General features: G+C 68.9%; 21 protein-coding genes and 1 pseudogene. 8 read left to right on the forward strand and 14 right to left on the reverse strand.

The genetic code is table 11. The features are described from left to right. Positions 1-15: 15 nt before the first annotated feature. From EV644_RS13275 to groL, 4 genes are read left to right on the forward strand one after another with little or no spacing between them, the layout of a single operon-like run. Positions 16-1,059 carry an amidohydrolase family protein gene (locus EV644_RS13275; protein ID WP_132188549.1) on the forward strand — a complete coding sequence of 348 codons (1,044 nt, stop codon included), beginning with the start codon at positions 16-18 and terminating at the stop codon, positions 1,057-1,059. After that, positions 1,059-1,775, forward strand: coding sequence for an iron-sulfur cluster assembly protein (locus EV644_RS13280; RefSeq protein WP_132188550.1), 717 nt, complete (start codon positions 1,059-1,061; stop codon positions 1,773-1,775). The genes EV644_RS13275 and EV644_RS13280 overlap by 1 nt, the downstream gene beginning before the upstream one ends. Beyond that, complete coding sequence (locus tag EV644_RS13285) at positions 1,772-2,797, forward strand: NAD(P)-dependent alcohol dehydrogenase (RefSeq protein ID WP_132188551.1); 1,026 nt, start codon at positions 1,772-1,774, stop codon at positions 2,795-2,797. Before EV644_RS13280 ends, EV644_RS13285 begins: the two co-directional genes overlap by 4 nt. A 54-nt stretch (positions 2,798-2,851) precedes the next feature. Further along, entirely contained in the window at positions 2,852-4,543 is a 1,692-nt protein-coding gene (groL, locus tag EV644_RS13290) for a chaperonin GroEL (protein WP_132188552.1), read from the forward strand. 75 nt (positions 4,544-4,618) lie between these two features. On the opposite strand, the gene EV644_RS13295 is transcribed toward groL, so the two are convergent. Together EV644_RS13295 and EV644_RS13300 are read right to left on the reverse strand one after the other, a co-directional pair. After that, on the reverse strand, positions 4,619-5,383 hold the full coding sequence (locus EV644_RS13295) for an anti-sigma factor family protein (RefSeq protein ID WP_132188553.1): 765 nt from the start codon (positions 5,381-5,383) through the stop codon (positions 4,619-4,621). Then, positions 5,380-5,895 (reverse strand): sigma-70 family RNA polymerase sigma factor, encoded by a 516-nt coding sequence (locus EV644_RS13300; protein WP_132188554.1) that lies wholly within the window; start codon positions 5,893-5,895, stop codon positions 5,380-5,382. The genes EV644_RS13295 and EV644_RS13300 overlap by 4 nt, the downstream gene beginning before the upstream one ends. Before the next feature lie 141 nt (positions 5,896-6,036). Here EV644_RS13300 and EV644_RS13305 point away from each other — a divergent pair, with 141 nt between their 5' ends. Both EV644_RS13305 and EV644_RS13310 read left to right on the forward strand, forming a co-directional pair. Beyond that, positions 6,037-6,588 (forward strand): COG4315 family predicted lipoprotein, encoded by a 552-nt coding sequence (locus EV644_RS13305; protein WP_158292817.1) that lies wholly within the window; start codon positions 6,037-6,039, stop codon positions 6,586-6,588. Between the two features lie 24 nt (positions 6,589-6,612). Beyond that, complete coding sequence (locus tag EV644_RS13310; RefSeq protein WP_132188556.1) at positions 6,613-7,353, forward strand: alanyl-tRNA editing protein; 741 nt, start codon at positions 6,613-6,615, stop codon at positions 7,351-7,353. A gap of 38 nt (positions 7,354-7,391) precedes the next feature. Here the strand turns inward: EV644_RS13310 and EV644_RS13315 are convergent, their stop codons facing one another. Together EV644_RS13315 and EV644_RS13320 are read right to left on the reverse strand one after the other, a co-directional pair. Next, complete coding sequence (locus EV644_RS13315) at positions 7,392-7,853, reverse strand: VOC family protein (RefSeq protein WP_132188557.1); 462 nt, start codon at positions 7,851-7,853, stop codon at positions 7,392-7,394. Beyond that, complete coding sequence (locus EV644_RS13320; protein WP_132188558.1) at positions 7,850-8,428, reverse strand: DinB family protein; 579 nt, start codon at positions 8,426-8,428, stop codon at positions 7,850-7,852. The genes EV644_RS13315 and EV644_RS13320 overlap by 4 nt, the downstream gene beginning before the upstream one ends. Positions 8,429-8,490: 62 nt before the next feature. Here EV644_RS13320 and EV644_RS13325 point away from each other — a divergent pair, with 62 nt between their 5' ends. Further along, positions 8,491-9,471 carry a helix-turn-helix transcriptional regulator gene (locus tag EV644_RS13325; RefSeq protein WP_132188559.1) on the forward strand — a complete coding sequence of 327 codons (981 nt, stop codon included), beginning with the start codon at positions 8,491-8,493 and terminating at the stop codon, positions 9,469-9,471. Between the two features lie 92 nt (positions 9,472-9,563). Then, a complete protein-coding gene (locus tag EV644_RS13330; protein WP_132188560.1) occupies positions 9,564-10,316 on the forward strand; it encodes an SDR family oxidoreductase in 753 nt (250 codons plus the stop codon). 25 nt (positions 10,317-10,341) lie between these two features. Here the strand turns inward: EV644_RS13330 and EV644_RS13335 are convergent, their stop codons facing one another. The 10 genes and pseudogenes from EV644_RS13335 to EV644_RS13375 all read right to left on the reverse strand — a co-directional run bounded on the left by EV644_RS13335 (position 10,342) and on the right by EV644_RS13375 (position 16,914). Further along, positions 10,342-11,163: a nuclear transport factor 2 family protein gene (locus EV644_RS13335; protein WP_132188561.1), complete on the reverse strand. Its 822-nt coding sequence runs from the start codon at positions 11,161-11,163 to the stop codon at positions 10,342-10,344. A gap of 47 nt (positions 11,164-11,210) precedes the next feature. Further along, positions 11,211-11,885: a VOC family protein gene (locus tag EV644_RS13340; protein WP_132188562.1), complete on the reverse strand. Its 675-nt coding sequence runs from the start codon at positions 11,883-11,885 to the stop codon at positions 11,211-11,213. A 100-nt stretch (positions 11,886-11,985) separates the two neighbouring features. After that, the gene (locus tag EV644_RS13345) at positions 11,986-12,732 is read right to left on the reverse strand and encodes a sigma-70 family RNA polymerase sigma factor family protein (protein ID WP_132188563.1); all 747 of its coding nucleotides are present in this window, start codon (positions 12,730-12,732) and stop codon (positions 11,986-11,988) included. 132 nt (positions 12,733-12,864) lie between these two features. Continuing rightward, the gene (locus EV644_RS13350) at positions 12,865-13,500 is read right to left on the reverse strand and encodes a class I SAM-dependent methyltransferase (protein ID WP_132188564.1); all 636 of its coding nucleotides are present in this window, start codon (positions 13,498-13,500) and stop codon (positions 12,865-12,867) included. A 30-nt stretch (positions 13,501-13,530) separates the two neighbouring features. Beyond that, positions 13,531-13,971, reverse strand: coding sequence for a cupin domain-containing protein (locus tag EV644_RS13355; RefSeq protein ID WP_132188565.1), 441 nt, complete (start codon positions 13,969-13,971; stop codon positions 13,531-13,533). A gap of 48 nt (positions 13,972-14,019) precedes the next feature. After that, positions 14,020-14,775 carry an SDR family oxidoreductase gene (locus EV644_RS13360; protein WP_132188566.1) on the reverse strand — a complete coding sequence of 252 codons (756 nt, stop codon included), beginning with the start codon at positions 14,773-14,775 and terminating at the stop codon, positions 14,020-14,022. 48 nt (positions 14,776-14,823) lie between these two features. Continuing rightward, a complete protein-coding gene (locus EV644_RS46245) occupies positions 14,824-15,027 on the reverse strand; it encodes a hypothetical protein (protein WP_241998171.1) in 204 nt (67 codons plus the stop codon). Between the two features lie 94 nt (positions 15,028-15,121). Then, a pseudogene (locus EV644_RS46250) lies at positions 15,122-15,328 on the reverse strand (alpha/beta hydrolase fold domain-containing protein); the annotation flags it as partial. A 6-nt stretch (positions 15,329-15,334) separates the two neighbouring features. Continuing rightward, entirely contained in the window at positions 15,335-15,802 is a 468-nt protein-coding gene (locus EV644_RS13370; protein WP_132188567.1) for a hypothetical protein, read from the reverse strand. 26 nt (positions 15,803-15,828) lie between these two features. Then, complete coding sequence (locus EV644_RS13375; protein WP_132188568.1) at positions 15,829-16,914, reverse strand: mandelate racemase/muconate lactonizing enzyme family protein; 1,086 nt, start codon at positions 16,912-16,914, stop codon at positions 15,829-15,831. Positions 16,915-16,952 lie beyond the last annotated feature (38 nt).

Here is a 16,952-nt window from a genome sequence, read left to right on the forward strand (position 1 = left end):
CGCAGGGAGGCGACCGTGTACGAGAAGGATGGCGAGAAGTACTTCGTGGTCGACAGCCACATGCACTTCTGGAACGCCGGACCGGACAACTGGGTGCCGGGAGCGGAACAGTACGCCAAGGGGTGGATCGAGTGTTTCCACGCCTACCAGAGCCTCGCACCGAAGGAGACCCACTGGCCGATCGAGAAGTTCATGAGCTACACCGAGGAAGACCTGATGAAGGACGTCTTCGAGGACGGCTACGTGGACGTGGCGATCTTCCAGCCGACGTACTTGAAGGAGTGGTACAAGGAAGGGTTCAACACCACCGAGAAGAACGCCGCCCTGGGTGAGAAGCACCCCGGGATGTTCGTCCACAACACCCGGTTCGACCCCCGTGACGGTGACGCCGGCCTCGAGGAGCTGAAGGCCAACGTCGACCGGTACGGATCCCGTGGCGTCAAGCTCTACACGGCCGAGTGGAACGCCGGGTCGCGCGGCTACAAGCTCACCGACACCGCGGCGTACCGCTACCTGGAGACGGCCCAGGAACTCGGGATCAAGAACATCCACGTCCACAAGGGCCCCACGATCTGGCCGCTGGACAAGGACGCGTTCGACGTGTCCGACGTCGACCACGCCGCAACCGACTTCCCCGAGCTCAACTTCATCGTCGAGCACGTCGGCCTGCCGCGGATCGAGGACTTCTGCTTCATGGCGACCCAGGAGCCCAACGTGTACGCCGGACTGTCGGTGGTGATCGGCGGTCTGATGGCCGCCCGGCCGCGGTTCTTCGCCAAGGTGATGGGCGAGCTGCTGTTCTGGGTCGGCGAGGACAAGATGACGTTCGGCAGCGACTACGCCATCTGGGAGCCGAAGTGGCAGGTCGAGGGCTTCGTCGACTGGGACTTCCCGGACGACGAGGCGTACTCCGACTACCCGCGGCTCGGCACCGCGGGCAAGAAGAAGATCCTCGGGCTGAACGCCGCGAAGCTCTACGACATCAAGGTGCCGGACGAGCTGCAGCTCGACTTCGGCAAGCCCGCCGCGCAGGACGACGCGAAGCTGGTCACGCAGTAATGCCGGCTGCGGTCGCGCAGCGGTCCCGGGTCCTCACCGCGCTCGACGCGGTGCGGGACCCGGAGCTCGACGAGCCCATCACGACGCTCGGGTTCGTGTCGTCGTGCGTCGTGTCGGCCGCAGGTGACGTCGTGGTCCGGCTCCGGTTGCCGACGTACTTCTGCGCGCCCAACTTCGCCTTCCTGATGGTCGCCGACGCGTACGACGTGGTGGCGGCGTTGCCGGAGGTGCGCCATGCCGACGTCGCGCTCGAGGACCATTTCGCGTCGGCGGCGATCAATGCCGGCGTGGCGGCCCGGGCAGGTTTCGCCGTGTCGTTCGAGGGCGAGGCGGTCGGCGAACTGGACGAGCTACGCCGGACCTTCATCACGAAGGCGGTGCTCGCCGGCACTGATCAGGTCTGCCGTCCGCTGCTGGCCGCCGGGCTCGACCCGGCGGCGCTGACGACGATGACGCTCGGCGACATGCCCCCGTCGGCACAGCTCGAAAGGCTGTGCCGACGGCGGGCTGAGCTCGGGCTGCGTACGGACCCCGCTGCGCCCCTGCTCGTCGATCCTGGCACCGGTGAACCGATCACCGGTGCCGCGGTGTCTCTGCACCTGGGCAAGGCGCGGCTCACCAGGGTCGGCATCGAGGCCAACACCGGCATCTGCCGGGGAATGCTGCAGCACCGCTACGCAACCACCGGTGCGGGTGAAGAGGAGGACGAGGCATGAAGGCCGTTCGGCTGCACGGGTACCACCAGCAACCAGTGGTCGAGGACGTTCCGGAACCGAGCGTCAAAGGCCCCCTGGACGTGGTCGTCAAGATCGGCGGCGCCGGGGTGTGCCGCACCGATCTGCACATCATCGAGGGCCAGTGGGCGGAGGCGATGCACCCGACGCTGCCCTACACGATCGGCCACGAGAACGCCGGCTGGGTGCACGAGATCGGCTCCGCCGTCACCAACGTGCGGGTCGGCGACACGGTGATCCTGCACCCGACGCCGACCTGCGGGCTCTGCCAGGCCTGCCGGGCCGGCGACGACATGCACTGCGTGGCCAGCACCTTCCCCGGCCTGGACAGCGACGGCGGGATGGCCGAGTACCTGCTCACCTCCGCGCGGGCCTGCGTGAAGCTCGACCCGGAGACGCAGCCGAAGGACGTCGCGGCACTGGCCGACGCCGGCATCACGGCGTACCACGCAGTGCGCAAGGCACTCCCCCTGCTGTACCCGGGGACGTCCTGTGTGCTGATCGGCGCCGGCGGGCTCGGCCACATCGGCATCCAGTGCCTGGCGGCGCTGACCGCCACCAAGATCATCGTGGTGGACCGCAACCCGGACGCGCTGAAACTCGCCGAGCAGCTCGGCGCCGACCACACTATCGTTGCTGATGGCAACCAGGTGGCGGCGGTCCAGGAGCTGACCGGCGGCGCGGGCGCGAACGTCGTCCTCGACTTCGTCGCCGAGCAGGGCGCCGAGCAGGACGGCTTCGCGATGACCGCCCCGAACGGGTCGTACTTCGTGATCGGGTACGGCGGCCAGCTGCAGGTCCCGACCCTCGACATCATCTCCACCGAGCGGAACATCATCGGCAACATCGTCGGCACGTACAACGAGCTGGCCGAGCTGATGGCGCTCGCACAGGCCGGCAAGGTCACGCTGCACACCAGGACCTACCCACTGGAGGCCGCCGTCGAGGCGGTCGCGGATCTCGACGCCGGCCGGGTGCGGGGCCGGGCGATCCTCGTTCCCTAGTGTCCCGTTCCAACACACCGTTTCGCCCTGACCGGGCAGTCAAGGAGGAGACCGATGGCCAAGGAACTGCGATTCGGTGAGCAGGCGCGCGAGCTGATGCTGGCCGGGGTGGACCAGCTGGCGGAGGCGGTGAAGTCGACGCTGGGCCCGAAGGGCCGCAACGTGATCCTGGAGAAGATCACCGGCTCGCCGGTGGTGACCAACGACGGCGTCACCATCGCCCGGGAGATCCACCTCAAGAACCAGTTCGAGAACATGGGCGCCCAGCTGGTCAAGGAAGCGGCGATCAAGACCAACGACATCGTCGGCGACGGCACCACCACCGCGACGGTGCTGGCGCACGCGATCGTCCGCGAGGGCATGCTGGCGATCGGCTCCGGCGGCAACCCGGTGCTGGTCAAGCGCGGCATCGACATCGCGGTCGCGCGCCTGGTCGAGCGGCTGCGCCAGGTCGTGCACCCGGTCGTCACCGAGGAGGACTACGCCCGGGTGGCGGCGATCTCGGCCAACGACGACAACCTGGTCGGCGCGGTGATCGCCAGGGCCCTGCACTCGGTCGGCGACGGCGGCATCGTGACGATCGAGGAGTCCACCGCGCACGGGATCCGGGTGGACTTCGTCGAGGGTTTCGAGTTCGACAACGGCTACCTGTCGCCGTACATGGTGACCGATCCGGGCAGTCTGCAGGCGGTGCTCGACGACCCCTACATCCTGCTCTGCAGCGACAAGATCACCAAGGTGCAGGAGCTGATGCCACTGCTGGACAAGATCATGCGTGATCCGAAGCCGCTGGTGATCATCGCCGAGAGCCTGGAGGGCACCGCGCTCAGCATGCTCGTGCACAACCACGTCAACGGGCACTTCCAGTGCGTCGGCGTCAAGGCGCCGGGATTCGGCGACCGGCGGCTGCACAAGCTGGAGGACATCGCCGCGATCACCGGTGGCGCGGTGCTCAGCAAGCACTCGGGCTTCACGCTGGAGACGATGGACATCGGCCGGCTCGGCCGGGCCGACCAGGTCCGCGTCACCGCCGACCGGACCGCGATCGTCGCCTCCGCCGGCCACGAGCAGGATGTCGCCTTCCGGCTCGCCCAGCTCCGGGCCGAGATGGAACGGGCGACGTTCGGGATCGACGAGGACGTGCTGACCGAGCGGATCGGCGCCCTGTCCGGCAAGGTCGCGGTGATCCAGGTCGGCGCGCCGACACCCGCCGAGCTGAAGGAGCTCCAGCACCGCGTCGAGGACGCGCTCTCGGCGACCCGGGCGGCGATGGCCGAGGGCATCGTCGCCGGCGGCGGCGTGGCGATCCTGCACGCCGCGTCAGCGCTCGACGATCTCGAGGTGAAGGACGACTACGCGACAGGCGTGGAGATCGTACGGCGTGCGCTCCGCGAGCCGGCGTACCTGATCGCGACGAATGCGGGCTACAACGGCGAGGAGGTGCTGGAGCGGATCGGGCAGCTCGGCCCGGACGACGGGTTCGACGCGCTCGAAGGCCGCTACGGGAACATGCTCGAGATGGGCATCGTCGATCCGCTCAGGGTGGCCAGGTCCGCACTGCAGAACGGCGCCTCGGTGGCCGGCCTGCTGCTCACCACCAACACGCTCATCGCCGAAGAGCAGACCCCGTGGGGCGGAAGCGCCGCACTGATGACCGAGTTCGGCCCCCTCGACGAAGGCCTCCACCAGCCGTCGCCGGACTCCAGCACTCCACAGTCGCTCGGCCTGGGCCCCTCTGTCGGCTGAGCCGATACCCACGGTCGAGTCGCAAGTCGGCGAGAGCACGCCCCAGGTGCTCTCGCCGGCTGCCTACCGTGTTGCCTACCGCGTCGACGGTGAGAGCGAGGTGAGGACTCTGCCTGCCGCGGTGACGACGTCGATGCGGTCGATGTCCGGCAGGGCGATGGAAGTGCTGGCCGGCACCTCGGCCTGGTCGATGTAGTTGGTCGTCCACCAACCGGTCGTCTCCAATGCCCCACTGCGGGCGTGCACGACGAGCTTGCACAGCTGTCCGGGGTTGAGATCCTTCATCTGCAGCTGGATGTCTGTGCCCCACGACTGGTTGCTGAGGCGTGCGGTGGTGTCGAGTCCGCCGACGCCGTCCGTGGCCGACCAGTTGACGCTCGTCTGCGCTTGTGGCGCCGGCTGAGTGACCGTCTGGCGACCGATCAAGACGCCCGTCAGCCCCAAGCAGATTGCGGCGGCGGTGGCGATCAGCGCACGTCTGCGTGGGATTGTCCGCCGCGGCTTGCCGGCGGACCTGCTGATGACCGGACCACCTGAAGGGTCAGCTGGGGCAGGCACCTGAGCAGGAGCAGGCGATCGTGCATCGTCCAGCGGGGCCGCCGTCAGCAGGTTGTGTTCCTGGCCGAGGGCGAGGCTCCCAGCGAGGTCGGGATCGGCTGCTGTGGAGACGGCCTCTTCCAGTGTCAGCGTATTCAGGAGCCCCGGCAGGTTGGCGAACCGGAGGAGCGCGTCGAGGCAAGTCGGACAGTCAGGGAGGTGCCGCTCCAGCTCGAGCCGCTCGGCGGGGTCCAGCGCACCGAGTACATAGGCGCCGATCGCGACGGTATCCGGACACGTCATGAGCCCGTCACTCCTCGCTCCTCCAGCGCCGCGCGCAAGGCGTGCAGCGCGTAGTAACTCCGGGATTTCACGGTCCCCGGAGGTATCCCCAGGACCTTGGCGGCCTCCGTGACGGTCCGCCGGCGGTAGAACAGTTCGATGATCACCTCGCGGTGGTCGTGGCTCAGTCCGTGCAGGACCTCCATCACCTGCCATGCCTGCATGACGTGCCCGATCTCGTCATCGGTGGCCTCGATCTCGTGCTCGGCGATCGGCACCTCGCTCACCCGTGCCGTCCGTCGGCGATGGCCCGAGATGACCAGATTCCGGGCCACGGTGAACAACCAGGGCCCGGCCCGCTCGGGCTCGACGAGGGCCGGATCCCGCCAGGCTCGCATCATGGTCTCCTGGACGATGTCCTCGGCGTACTGGTAGTCCCCGCCCACCGAACGCAGGACATAACCGAACAGCGGCCGTCGGTACCTGTCGTACAGGGCGCGGACAATCGACTCCTTGTCGGGCGCTTGCTCCACACCCGGGACATACGCATATCAGCCGCCAACGGTTCAATCGTCGTACCGATTGAACCGCCGCGACGCCGCCGGCGTAGTCACCAGAGCAAAGGCCGCAACTGGACGGCCGAACTGATGATGAGGAACACCGAGATGAAATTGATGTCATCGCGATCCGGACGACGCCGGGCGATCATGGCCGTCGGCGCGCTGGCCGGCGCCCTTGCCCTGGCGGGCTGCGGCGGCGGCAACGACGCCGGGACGAGCGCCGGCGGCGCAGGCGCCGCGGCGGGCGGCGCAGGCAGTACCGGGGCCGTTGCGGTGAAGAACGTCGACGGAGTGGGCATGGCCCTGGTGGACAGCGCAGGCAAGACGCTGTATTTCACCGATCAGGACACCGCCGGATCGATCAAGTGCACAGCAGCCTGCCTGGGCTTCTGGTTCCCGGCCTCCGGGAATGGTGTGGCCGGCGGAGCAGTCGCAGGTCTGTCCACCGTGCACCGCCCGGACAACGGCCAGGACCAACTGACCTTCGAAGGTAAGCCGCTCTACACGTTCAAGCTCGACACCGGACCGGGCCAGCACGAAGGCCAGAACGCCCAGGACAGCTTCGGCGGGACCACGTTCACCTGGCACGCCGCAACAACCTCCGCAGCCGCGCCCACCACCACCGAGGCCCCACCGGCCAACACCGGAGGCGGCTACGGGTACTGAGTCCTTGCTAGATTCGGCAGGACTATGAGTACCGCGCCGAATCGCCACGGACACACCCATCGGCTGGATCTCGAGGACGCCTCGATCAGGGACTGGGACGCGGTGGTCGTTGCCGTCGACCCCGATCGCGGCATCGTGCTCGACCGATCCGCCTTCTATCCCGGTGGAGGCGGCCAGCCGCCGGACGAGGGCGTCCTGCTCTGGGGCGGAGTGCGGACCCGCATCGTCGGGACGACCAAGGGCGACGACCTCTACCTGGTACCGCATCAGGACGATCCCGTACCGCCGGCCGGGACCGCCGTCCGTGGCGCGCTCGACGACGAACGCCGGACGAACCTCATGCGGACCCACTCCGGTCTCCACGTCCTGACCGGGGTGGTCTTCCGCGACTTCGGCGCACTGGTGACCGGCGGGAACATGGAACCGCTGACCGCCCGGATGGACTTCGACCTGGCCGAGGTCCCGCCGGACTTCAGGGACCGGGTCGCCGAGGCCGTCAACCAGGAGATCCGCGAGGACCGCAGGATCACCGTGGACACGCTGCCGCGCGAAGAAGCCTTCGCCATCCCGGACATCATCCGCACCGCCACGAACCTGCTGCCGCCCGACATCGAGGTCGTCCGCATCGTCGACATCGTCGGCCTGGACACCCAGGCCGACGGCGGCACCCACGTGGCCTCCACCGCCATGATCGGCCGGATGGAGATCGTCAAGATGGAGAGCAAGGGCCGCGGTTTCCGCCGCCTCCGCGTCCGCTTCAGCTGACCAGTACGACCAGTTCCCCGCGACGACAGGCGGGTGCGTCAGTCGAGGCAGAACTCGTTGCCCTCGGGGTCGGTCATCACGATGGTGCCGAGGCTCAGCGGAGGCTCGGGCTCGCTGCGACTTACCCGCTTCGCTCCCAGCCCGACGAGCCGGTCGCACTCGGCCTCCAGGGCCGCCATCCGCTCCTCCCCCTGCAGTCCGGGAGCCGCACGGACGTCGAGGTGGACGCGGTTCTTGGCGACCTTGTCCTCCGGCACCTGCTGGAAGAACAGCCGTGGGCCGACCCCGTCCGGGTCCTCGACGGCCGATCTCGTGTTGCGCTGGTCCTCCGGTACGCCGACCCGCTCGAGGAACTCGTCCCACGCGGCCAGCGGGTCCGCGCCCTCGGGCACGTCGACTCCGGGCGGTCCGGGATGGACATAGCCCAGCACGTCGCGCCAGAAGGACGACAGCGCCCGCGGGTCGCGGGCATCGAAGGTGACCTGGATCTCGCGGCTCATCGAATTGCTCCGTTCGTGGTGTGAAGGTAGAGGTCCCGCAGCAGGCAGACCTCCGACAGGTGGTGGATCAGTTCGCGGTGGATGTGCAGCACCAGGTCGGCCATCGGCGCTTCGGGATACGGCTCTTTCGCGCCGACCGGAACCCGGAGCTCGGCTTCATCGAGGGCGAGTACCCCGGCCGTCCACACGTCGACCTGGGCCTCGAGCTGGTCGAGCGCGCCGGCCGCGGTACCGGCGTACTCCCAAGTGTCGTACGACGCCGCCGGTGCGCCGAAGTGCGACGCGTTGCGCGCTGCGAGCACGCCCACGATGACGTGACCGAGTCGCCAGGCGATCGTGGTGAAGGCCGCCGGGACCGGCTCCGGGATCGCGTAGTCCATCGTGAAGTCCCCGGCACCGACCTGTACGGGCGCCGTCGAGGTACCGCGCGGCCGCACGCTCCAGGCGTCCGGCACCGGCGACCAGAAGTACTCGTCGTCGGTGAGGCCGTCGAGCCGGTCTCGAAGCTGGTGGTTCCAGTGGTGCTCCCACTGCTCGCGCAAGGTCCGGTTCCAGTCGATCTCGTCAGCATCCATGGACACACCCTGACACCCCAAGCGGACAGGATCGGTCCGCTATCTCTGGCAAGGTGGGAGACATGAACACCGCAAACGGTGACGAGCTCGGTACGACGGAGCGGGTGCTCACCCTGCTCGGGCTGCTGCAGCAGCGCCAGGTCTGGACCGGCCCCGAGCTCGCCGACCGCCTCGGGGTCACGCCGCGCACGGTACGGCGTGACGTCGAGCGGCTGCGCATTCTCGGCTACCCGGTGCACGCCAGCCAGGGGGCCGGCGGCGGCTACCAGCTCGGCCCGGGGCAGGACCTGCCGCCGCTGCTGCTCGACGACGAGGAGGCGATCGCGGTCGCGGTCTCGCTGCTCGCCGGGGCGGGTGGCGCGGTCGCCAACGCCGGCGACGCCGCTGTACGGGCGCTGACCAAGCTCGACCGGGTGCTGCCCACCCGGCTGCGGCCCGAGGTGCGCGCGCTCTCCGGCTCGGTCGAGTCCTTCGGCGGAGGCCGTACGCCCGTCGACCCCGACGTGCTCATGACGCTGGCCAGAGCCTGCCGCGACGAGGTCGAGGCCGGCTTCGACTACCCGTCCGGGAGCGAGGTGCGACGGCGGCGGGTCGAGCCCTACCGTCTGGTGGCCTCCGACCGGCGGTGGTACCTCCTCGCCTATGACCTCGATCGCGACGACTGGCGCAGCTTCCGCGTCGATCGGATGACCGAGGTGTCGGCACGGACCTGGCACTTCCGCCCGCGGCCGGCGCCCGATGCGGCGGCGTACGTGCAGGAGAGCGTGGCGAGCCGGGTCTACCCGCACCAGGCGCGCTTCCTCGTGCACGCGTCGGCCGAGACGGTGCGCGCGCAGATGCCGGCGTCGGCGGCCGTCGTACGACGGCGAGGGGACGACCGGTGCGAGGTGGTCAGTGGCGCCGGCAGCCTCGACTTCATCCTCCTGCACGTGCTCCTACTGGGGCACGGCTTCGAGGCACTCGACCCTCCGGAGCTCAGGGAGCGCTGTCGCATACTGGCCGAGAGACTGCTGTCAGCCGGAACCCGCGGGCCAGAGAGCTGACCCGGGCAGTCACGGGCGCGATTGCCCACCTGACGCGCGATGCTGGGAACAGAGGAGTCGTGCTCCTGGAGACACCAATGAATGGAGGAACGATGACAGAGGCGTCGGCACGTCGGGCCACCGGTCGGGCACCCGAGCTGCTCGGCCAGACGGTCGTGGTGATCGGAGGCAGCCTGGGCATCGGGCTGGAGACTGCCCGGCGCGCTCGGGAGGAGGGCGCCGCGGTGATCATCACCGCGCGCAACCCGGACCGCCTGGCGCAAGCAGGTCGTGAGCTGGGAGCCGACACCGCCGCTTTCGACGCGACCGACTTCGACCAGCTCGATGCCTTCTTCGGCGAGCTCCCCACGCCGATCGACCACGTGCTGGTGACCGGACCCGGCCCGTACTACGCGCCGCTGGCGGACGTGGAGCTCGACCGGGTTCGCGACGATGTCGAGTCGCATCTCCTGCTCCCCCTGGCGATCGCCCGGAACGCCATCGGCAGGGTGCGCCCAGGTGGGACCCTGCTCTTCATGGGCGGCACAGGCGGCCGCAGTACGGCGCCGGGCATGTCGGTCATCGGCGCGCTGACCGCCGCGATGCCGGCCATGACGAGGAACCTCGCGCTCGAACTGGCGCCGATCCGGGTCAACCTGATCGCTGCCGGGTTCGTCGACACGCCGCTGTCGGCCACGCTCCTCGGCGACGAGCTGGACGCGCGCCGCGAGGAACTCCGCACGACGCTCCCGATCGGACGGGTCGTCGGCCCCGAGGACATCGCCAACCTCGCCGTCCACCTGATGGCCAACACGGCCGTCACCGGCGCCACCTTCGACATCGACGGAGGCCAGCAACTCACCTGAGCTCGGCGAGGAGCCCTGAAGATCGTTACAGCGGTGGGTCGACGTCGTCGTAGATGCGGGCGGCGGCGAGTTTGCCACTCGGGCCCCGTGCGTAGACCGCGACGCCGGCCTGGGGTGGCAGGTCGGTCTTGCCCCACCGCGTGACGTTGTACTCCAGCGCGCACGTGTGGCCGTCGTCGGCCACCGAACAGTGCTCGAGCGGAATGCCGCCGCCGTTGGAGAACAGCTGCTCGTAGAACGTGCGGAGGCCGCGCGTGCCTGAGTGTCGATAAGGGTCGCCCGCCGGTTCCCGGGCGTAGCCGTCGGCTTCGAAGGTGGAGACGATCGCGTCCACATCACCGGCCGCGAGGGCGCTCTGATACTCGGCGATGACGCCTGAGGTGCGCACGGTCGAGTCGGACTGCAGCAGCGGCGGACGGACGGCGTGGCGGCCGGTGACCGGCCACGAGCTGTAGTAGATCCGCAGCTCGGTCAGCCGGCCGTCGTGCGGATGGTCCGCGACGATCGCAAGCGGCAGAGCTACCGCTCCGCCGTCGATGTGCAGGACCACTTCCTCGAAGCCACGCGTTTCGAGGACGACGTGGCCGCCGTCCTCGATCGAGACCTCGTGCTCCGCGAACCACACGTTCATCTCCGCGACGTACGCCTCGAACGCCTGCCTGCCCTGGATCCGGCCGAGGACGGGATGGTGCAGCAGAGGCTCACCGGCGAACGACTCCAGCAACGCGTCGAGCTCACCGGACAGCAAGCCGTCGAAGAAGGGGACAGCCACCACCTCGGCGCGGCGCCGCTTCTCCAGCAGTCGCTCCAGCGCCCGCGCGCTGAACAGATCAGGCACCCACGGCACGCCCTGAGTGTATTCCCGCGCGCGGCCACCGCGACAGCCGTACGGGATCAGGTCGGCAGTTCTGTGCCCGCCTGCTCGGCGACCATGTAGTCGGCGTACCACGCCGGCCACTGCTCGTCGTGTTCCCCGGTGAGCTTCTCGTGCTCGCCGTGGGCCAGCGCCGCCCGCAGCAGGGCGTCCATGAGGTCCTTCACCGAGGCGTACGACGTCACGCCGGTGTCGATGCGGCCGGGAAGCCGGGTCGTGACCTCCTGCAGCAGCCACGTGTTGCCATCCGGGTCGCTGAACGTGGCGAAGGAACCGTAGCTGGCCTGGTCGTCCGCCCGGCCGCTGCCACGACCGGTGCCGTCGGCCTGGAACTGAGCGCCCGGCGACTCGGGGTGGAACACCTCGCTGACCGCGGCCCCGTGGGCGACGAGGTCCTCACGCGCGGCCTCGATGTCGGAGACGACCAGGTAGAGGCCCTGGGCCGAACCGGGCGTGGCCGAGGTGATGTTCGAACCGAACTGGACCGAGGCCGGCGAGCCCGGCGAGGTGTACTGGACGACCCGGAAGCCGTTGTCGAAAGCGAAGTCGGCGTCGAGCCTCCAGCCGAGGTTGCCGTAGAACGTCTTCGCCCGGTCGACATCCGTCACCGGGATGACGATGACCTCGAGCTTCAGGTCGACGGTGCCGGCGGTCGGGTCGTTGGTAGAAGCTGTGCTGGGTTCGGTGCCGCTCATTGATTGCCTCCTGGTCGGGTCGCTGTCAAGCACAAGCTTGTCGCCTTCACCGCGTTCCCGCACCAGTGGGACACCCTGGTCAGTCCCTGGAGCCGCCTGGTCACGGGCGGTGCCAGCTGCTCAGCTTGTCCGGGTTCAGTACAACCCACACAGCGGTGACCTCGTGCCCGGCGACGGTCAGGGCGATCACAGCGATCGCCTGGCCCGCGCGACGCAGCGCCAGGCCCATCCTGCCGTTGACGGGCTCGACGGCCAGAGCAAGGCTCTGCCGACCGGCCAGTAGAGCCGAGACGAACCGGGCGGCCTCACTTGCTCCCTGCACCGGAGTGAGCGGAGCCCGCACCTTGCCGCCACCATCGCTGACCACGATGGCGTCGGCGGCCAGGATCGTCTCCAACGCAGCGGTGTCTCCCTTCTCGCATGCCGCGGCGAACCGCTGCACGACCCGGGCGTGCCTCCTGAGCATCGCCTGGGTGGATCTCCGCAGATGGCGACGACCGTCCTCCAGCCCGGCATCCAGCTGTGCCACCTGAGCGAGTGGCGGGGAGTGAACCAGGCTGGCACGGTCGGACTGCGCTGCGGGCGCGGTCACCGGAGACTCCACGGCACTGAGGGAACCGAGCAACTCGAGGCACACCGATCCTGCCGCCCTGGTGAGCCAAGCTCGCGGTACGGCGACGGCGGCGCGCTCGTCTTCGTCGAGGGCGTACCAGCGGCGATAGGTCTCCTGGACCATCCGGTCGGCCGTGGTGGCAGAGTCGAAGATCCACAACCCGATCTCGAGCAGGTACTGCCGTTCGTCGAGCAACTCCACGAGCGACTCGACGGCAGGCCGCGTCTCAGCCATCGTGGGCGGTTCTCGCCCGTACGCCGGCCACCAGGGTCGTCCGCACGATGTCCTCTGTTCTCTAGGTAGTGCCAGCTAAGACCAGACAACCCTCCCGATTGTGACGTCTTTCCGGTGCGATTCTCCGACTGATCAGCGTGCGGTCGCGAAGGTCGGGCCGGCGGTGCTGCCATCTCCGCTGTCGAAGGAGGTATCAGATGCTGGACGGCTGACCGCATGGATCAGCTGCATCGAGACCTGTCCGGTGGCGAACAGGCGGCTGAGGCGCTCGCCTTGACGGGCGGCCAGCGTGTAGGCACGCGCCGACTGATGTCTCGCGGCGATGGCGGCATTGACCTGCTCCACTCGCCGCGACCAGGACAACGGAGCGGCATCCGGGCGGCCGGTCTGCTCGAGCAGCGTGAAACCAGTACGGTCGAGGAGCCCGGCCAGCTCGTCCTGGGTCGGGAAGTGGTTGCCCTCAGGACCTGGAAGACCTTGGGGGCTCCGGGCAACGACCACCAGGAGACCCAGCGAGGCACCAGGGGTCAGCACCCGATGGATCTCGCCGAGCAGCGCGGGCTTGTCCTCGACAGTGCACAGCACACCCAGGCACCAGGCGGCATCAACGGAGCCCGTCCGCACCTCGGCGAGCCAGGCCAGCGCAGCCGGGCTCGCACTGCCACGACAGGCGGCCGGTATCGCGTACCGGACGCCGAGCTCCTCGACGGCGTCGGCGGTCCACCCCGCGACATCGTCGAACTCGGCAACCATCGCCGCTGCGGTCACGACAGAACTCCCGTCTGGTCCGGGTACTGGTCAGGCGGGCCGGGGTACTCGGCGATCCTTGCGCTGGGCAAGCTCTTCGTCGTCCACCAGCACGAGCATCGGCTGGTCCGGCTGACACAGCATCGTCACCGTGAAGCGCAGCTTGGTGTCATCGCGGTTGTTCCCGTCCTGGTAGTGAATGAGGTCGCCACCTGGTTCCCAGAACGCCTCGCCGGCCCGAACGACCCGCGGGGCCTCGCCCTCGAGCTCGAACAGCATCTCGCCTTCGACCACGTAGCCGAAGGCCGGACCGCCGGGGTGCCGGTGCGGCGGCGCACCCGGGTCGCCCGGCGGGTACTCGATGACCACGGTCATCGCGTGGGATCCAGGCGTGACGGTGGGCGGCTCCACCTCCTGCAGCACGGTCAGGGCCGTCTGCCAGGCGGTTGATCTCGGCGGCTGCGCAGCAGTGACCGGTTCGGTTTCGGGCATGGCTTACCTCCAGGGCGAGTCGGGGTGATGGCGAGGCGAGCGAGTGGTCTAGGAGTCCGCGGCTGCGCGGCCCGACCAGGTGGTGTAGCTGGTCTCACCGAGGATCGCGTCGCCGTCCGGCACGAGGGCACTCTCGGCGGGTGAGATTCCGTAGTACATGGCGTCGGGGTCGGTCACGACCTCGCGGCTGTCGTTACCGGCAGCAAGCACCTGCCGGAAGAACTCGTCCATCCGGAACCGGTCCGGACCCGCGACCTCGGCCTGGCCGTTCAGCGGCGCGGCGACCGCGACCCGGCCGACCGCCTGGGCGACCTCTTCGCCGGCGATGGGCTGGAAGAACACGTGGGCCAGATGGACCTTGCCGTCCTGGGTGGCGGCGTCCGCGATGCTCGGCACGAACTCGAAGAACTGGGTGGCGCGCACGATCGAGTAAGGGATCGAGGAGCTCTCGATCAGATTCTCCTGCGCCAGCTTCGCCCGGAAGTATCCGCTCTCGAGGAGCCGCTCGGTGCCGACGACCGACAGCGCGACGTGGTGGCCGACTCCCGCCTCGGCCTCCGCGGCGAGCAGGTTGCGGGTGGAGGTCTCGAAGAACTCCAGTACCGCGGCGTCCTCCCAGTTCGGTGAGTTCGAGACATCGATCACCACGGAGGCCCCGGCGAGAGCGTCGGCGAGTCCTTCACCCGTGATGGTGTTGACTCCTGTGTTCGGCGACGCCGCTACCGCCTCATGACCGTGCTCGCCGAGCTTCGTCACGAGCTTCGATCCGATCAGGCCGGTACCGCCGATAACCACGATCTTCATTGCAAACCTTCCTGACAGCCGGGGCACGGGTTGCCGTCCGGTCAGCAGCTATGACAGGACAGCCCCACGACCTGTGACAGCCAGCTCGAACACCTCGGCGACAGCCCGCACGAAGGCGGCAGGTGCTTCACGCGGAAGGTTGTGGCCGGCGTTCGGCACCTGATGGTGGACCCGCGGACCGACGAAGTGTGCGGCGCCGGCCCTGCCGACGGTGGCGGGAAAGTTGCCATCGGCCACGCCGTCCAGCGTCACCGCCGGAACCACGATCGCAGGCGCGGTGGCGAGTACGCGTTCTTGCTCCGCGTAGGCGGCCGAACCGGCGGCATGGCCTAGGCGGTGACGGTAGGAGTGCCTCCGGTGAACGGTCGTACTCGCCGAACACGACGGCGGCGTTGACGTCGACGGCCAGTTCCCGGACGAGCCGGTCGTGGGTTCCCGCGTTGCCGAGGATCCAGCCGCCGCCATGGACGTACAGGACGGTGGGGGTCCCCGTCCACCAAGGAACGGAGGAAGGGGCCTTGGGCAAGCAGATGGGCGCCGGCCGGCGCGGCACGGGCGGCTAGGCGGGATCGGTTGGCGTGGTTCCGTTGGTGCGGGCTTCGATGGCCTTGACGGTGTTTGCGAATCCCTTTCCCAGGAGCCGGCTGCCGGCGAGCCCGACCAGGATCCCCAGCAGGCGTCCCTTCGCGTTCTTGCCCTCGCGGACGATGACGGCGTCGATGTCGGTCCTGCCGTCGGGTCGCGGCGTCAAGGTGTAGGTGTGGCCCGACCCGCCGCCCCAGATGTTGGAGTCGGTGGTGGTGAGAACGACGTGGTGGGGGTCGGTCCAGTCGTAGTCCAGGCGCTCCCAGATACCGCTCGAGCCCTCGGTCACGTCGGCGTGACCGGGACTCTGGCTGTGCACCTCGAGGTATCCGTCCGCGCTGTTGCCGAAGAGCTTCGAGCGGCCCGGCCCGAAGTCGGTGAGCCCGGCGATGAACTGCTCGGGCGTGGAGGTGGTCGTTTCTTTGAGATGGATCGTCGACATCCGCGTTTCCGTTCTCGAGAGTTGCGCTACTTACCACTCTGCAGACTCAGGCCGAAGCCCGGGCGGTCGGGGACGGTCAGTTCGCCGTCCCGCCAGAGGTATCCGCTGGTGTCCACCCCGATCGTCTCACCGGGAACGCCCTCGACCGTGTCCACGTGGCCCAGTCCGGCGGCGAGCTGAGCCGCGTACAGAGTCTTGAGGGGCAGACCCCAGGCGTGCGGTGACGCGCGTACGCCGAGCTCGGCGATCCTCGGCATGACCGCGCGCCAACTCGTCAGCCCGAACGAGACCACGTCCATCAGCAGGACGTCGATGTCCCCACGACCGGCGATCTCCAGCAAGGTCTCCAGCTCAGGATCGGTCTCCCCCTCGGCGATCAACGTCGCCGACCCTGCGTCGCGCAGGTGACTCCGCAGGCGGGCGAGGTCTGCCGCGCCGTCGAGGAACGGCTCCTCCACCCAGTAGAGCCCGCAGTCGGTGACCGCCCGTAGGTACTTGAGGAACCCGGTGCAGTCGTAGCCGTCGTTGGCGTCCACGAGGATCCGGTGATCCGGATAGGCCTCCCGGACGGCTCTGGTCACCTCGATGTCCCTGGCGTCGCCGGCGGCGCGGTCCATCCACCGGTTGCCGCGGCCGATCTTCAGCTTGAACGCCCGGTACCCGGCCGCGTCGTCGGCGGCACAGTCTGCCAGTACGGCGGGCACTCCGCGCGGGCCGTCGTCCGGATCGAGATCGGCGAAGTAGATCGCCCCGTCGTAGCACGGGACAGTGCGTTGACCGTGTCCTCCGAGCAGCGCGTGGACGGGCAGATCCTCGATCTGGCCGACCAGGTCGTGCAACGCAAAGTCCAGACCGCGCAGCTCTTCGTGACGTACTCCGCTGCCGGGATCGATCAGGCCGGCCACCGACCGTCCGGTCACCTGTTCGGCCGGGACGTCACCGGCAACCAGTCCCCAGCCGACCTTGCCGGTGTCGGTGCGGATTACCACGATGTCGGACTCGCCGCCACTGCCATGGCTCCCGAGACGAGCGTTCCGACCGACCGTCCGGGGATAGCGGGTGCGGATGGTCGAGAGCTCTACGCTGCGGACGAAATGGCGATCCAAGGACATCTGTTCTCCTCCTGCTACCGGAGCGCGCGGTCCCCCAT

Source organism: Kribbella orskensis (genome assembly GCF_004342085.1).
In the GTDB taxonomy this organism is placed as follows: Bacteria; Actinomycetota; Actinomycetes; order Propionibacteriales; family Kribbellaceae; genus Kribbella; species Kribbella orskensis.

What these genes read in the sequence shown, in the direction of transcription:
- EV644_RS13360 (WP_132188566.1), bottom strand. Translation starts at nt 14,775, where the DNA reads ATGAAGATCGTGGTTATCGGCGGTACCGGCCTGATCGGATCGAAGCTC.
- EV644_RS13370 (WP_132188567.1), bottom strand. Translation starts at nt 15,802, where the DNA reads ATGTCGACGATCCATCTCAAAGAAACGACCACCTCCACGCCCGAGCAG.
- groL (WP_132188552.1), top strand. Translation starts at nt 2,852, where the DNA reads ATGGCCAAGGAACTGCGATTCGGTGAGCAGGCGCGCGAGCTGATGCTG.
- EV644_RS13340 (WP_132188562.1), bottom strand. Translation starts at nt 11,885, where the DNA reads ATGAGCGGCACCGAACCCAGCACAGCTTCTACCAACGACCCGACCGCC.
- EV644_RS13280 (WP_132188550.1), top strand. Translation starts at nt 1,059, where the DNA reads ATGCCGGCTGCGGTCGCGCAGCGGTCCCGGGTCCTCACCGCGCTCGAC.
- EV644_RS13305 (WP_158292817.1), top strand. Translation starts at nt 6,037, where the DNA reads ATGTCATCGCGATCCGGACGACGCCGGGCGATCATGGCCGTCGGCGCG.
- EV644_RS13320 (WP_132188558.1), bottom strand. Translation starts at nt 8,428, where the DNA reads ATGGATGCTGACGAGATCGACTGGAACCGGACCTTGCGCGAGCAGTGG.
- EV644_RS13345 (WP_132188563.1), bottom strand. Translation starts at nt 12,732, where the DNA reads ATGGCTGAGACGCGGCCTGCCGTCGAGTCGCTCGTGGAGTTGCTCGAC.
- EV644_RS13375 (WP_132188568.1), bottom strand. Translation starts at nt 16,914, where the DNA reads ATGTCCTTGGATCGCCATTTCGTCCGCAGCGTAGAGCTCTCGACCATC.
- EV644_RS13355 (WP_132188565.1), bottom strand. Translation starts at nt 13,971, where the DNA reads ATGCCCGAAACCGAACCGGTCACTGCTGCGCAGCCGCCGAGATCAACC.
- EV644_RS13315 (WP_132188557.1), bottom strand. Translation starts at nt 7,853, where the DNA reads ATGAGCCGCGAGATCCAGGTCACCTTCGATGCCCGCGACCCGCGGGCG.
- EV644_RS13310 (WP_132188556.1), top strand. Translation starts at nt 6,613, where the DNA reads ATGAGTACCGCGCCGAATCGCCACGGACACACCCATCGGCTGGATCTC.
- EV644_RS13285 (WP_132188551.1), top strand. Translation starts at nt 1,772, where the DNA reads ATGAAGGCCGTTCGGCTGCACGGGTACCACCAGCAACCAGTGGTCGAG.
- EV644_RS13330 (WP_132188560.1), top strand. Translation starts at nt 9,564, where the DNA reads ATGACAGAGGCGTCGGCACGTCGGGCCACCGGTCGGGCACCCGAGCTG.
- EV644_RS13295 (WP_132188553.1), bottom strand. Translation starts at nt 5,383, where the DNA reads ATGACGTGTCCGGATACCGTCGCGATCGGCGCCTATGTACTCGGTGCG.
- EV644_RS13325 (WP_132188559.1), top strand. Translation starts at nt 8,491, where the DNA reads ATGAACACCGCAAACGGTGACGAGCTCGGTACGACGGAGCGGGTGCTC.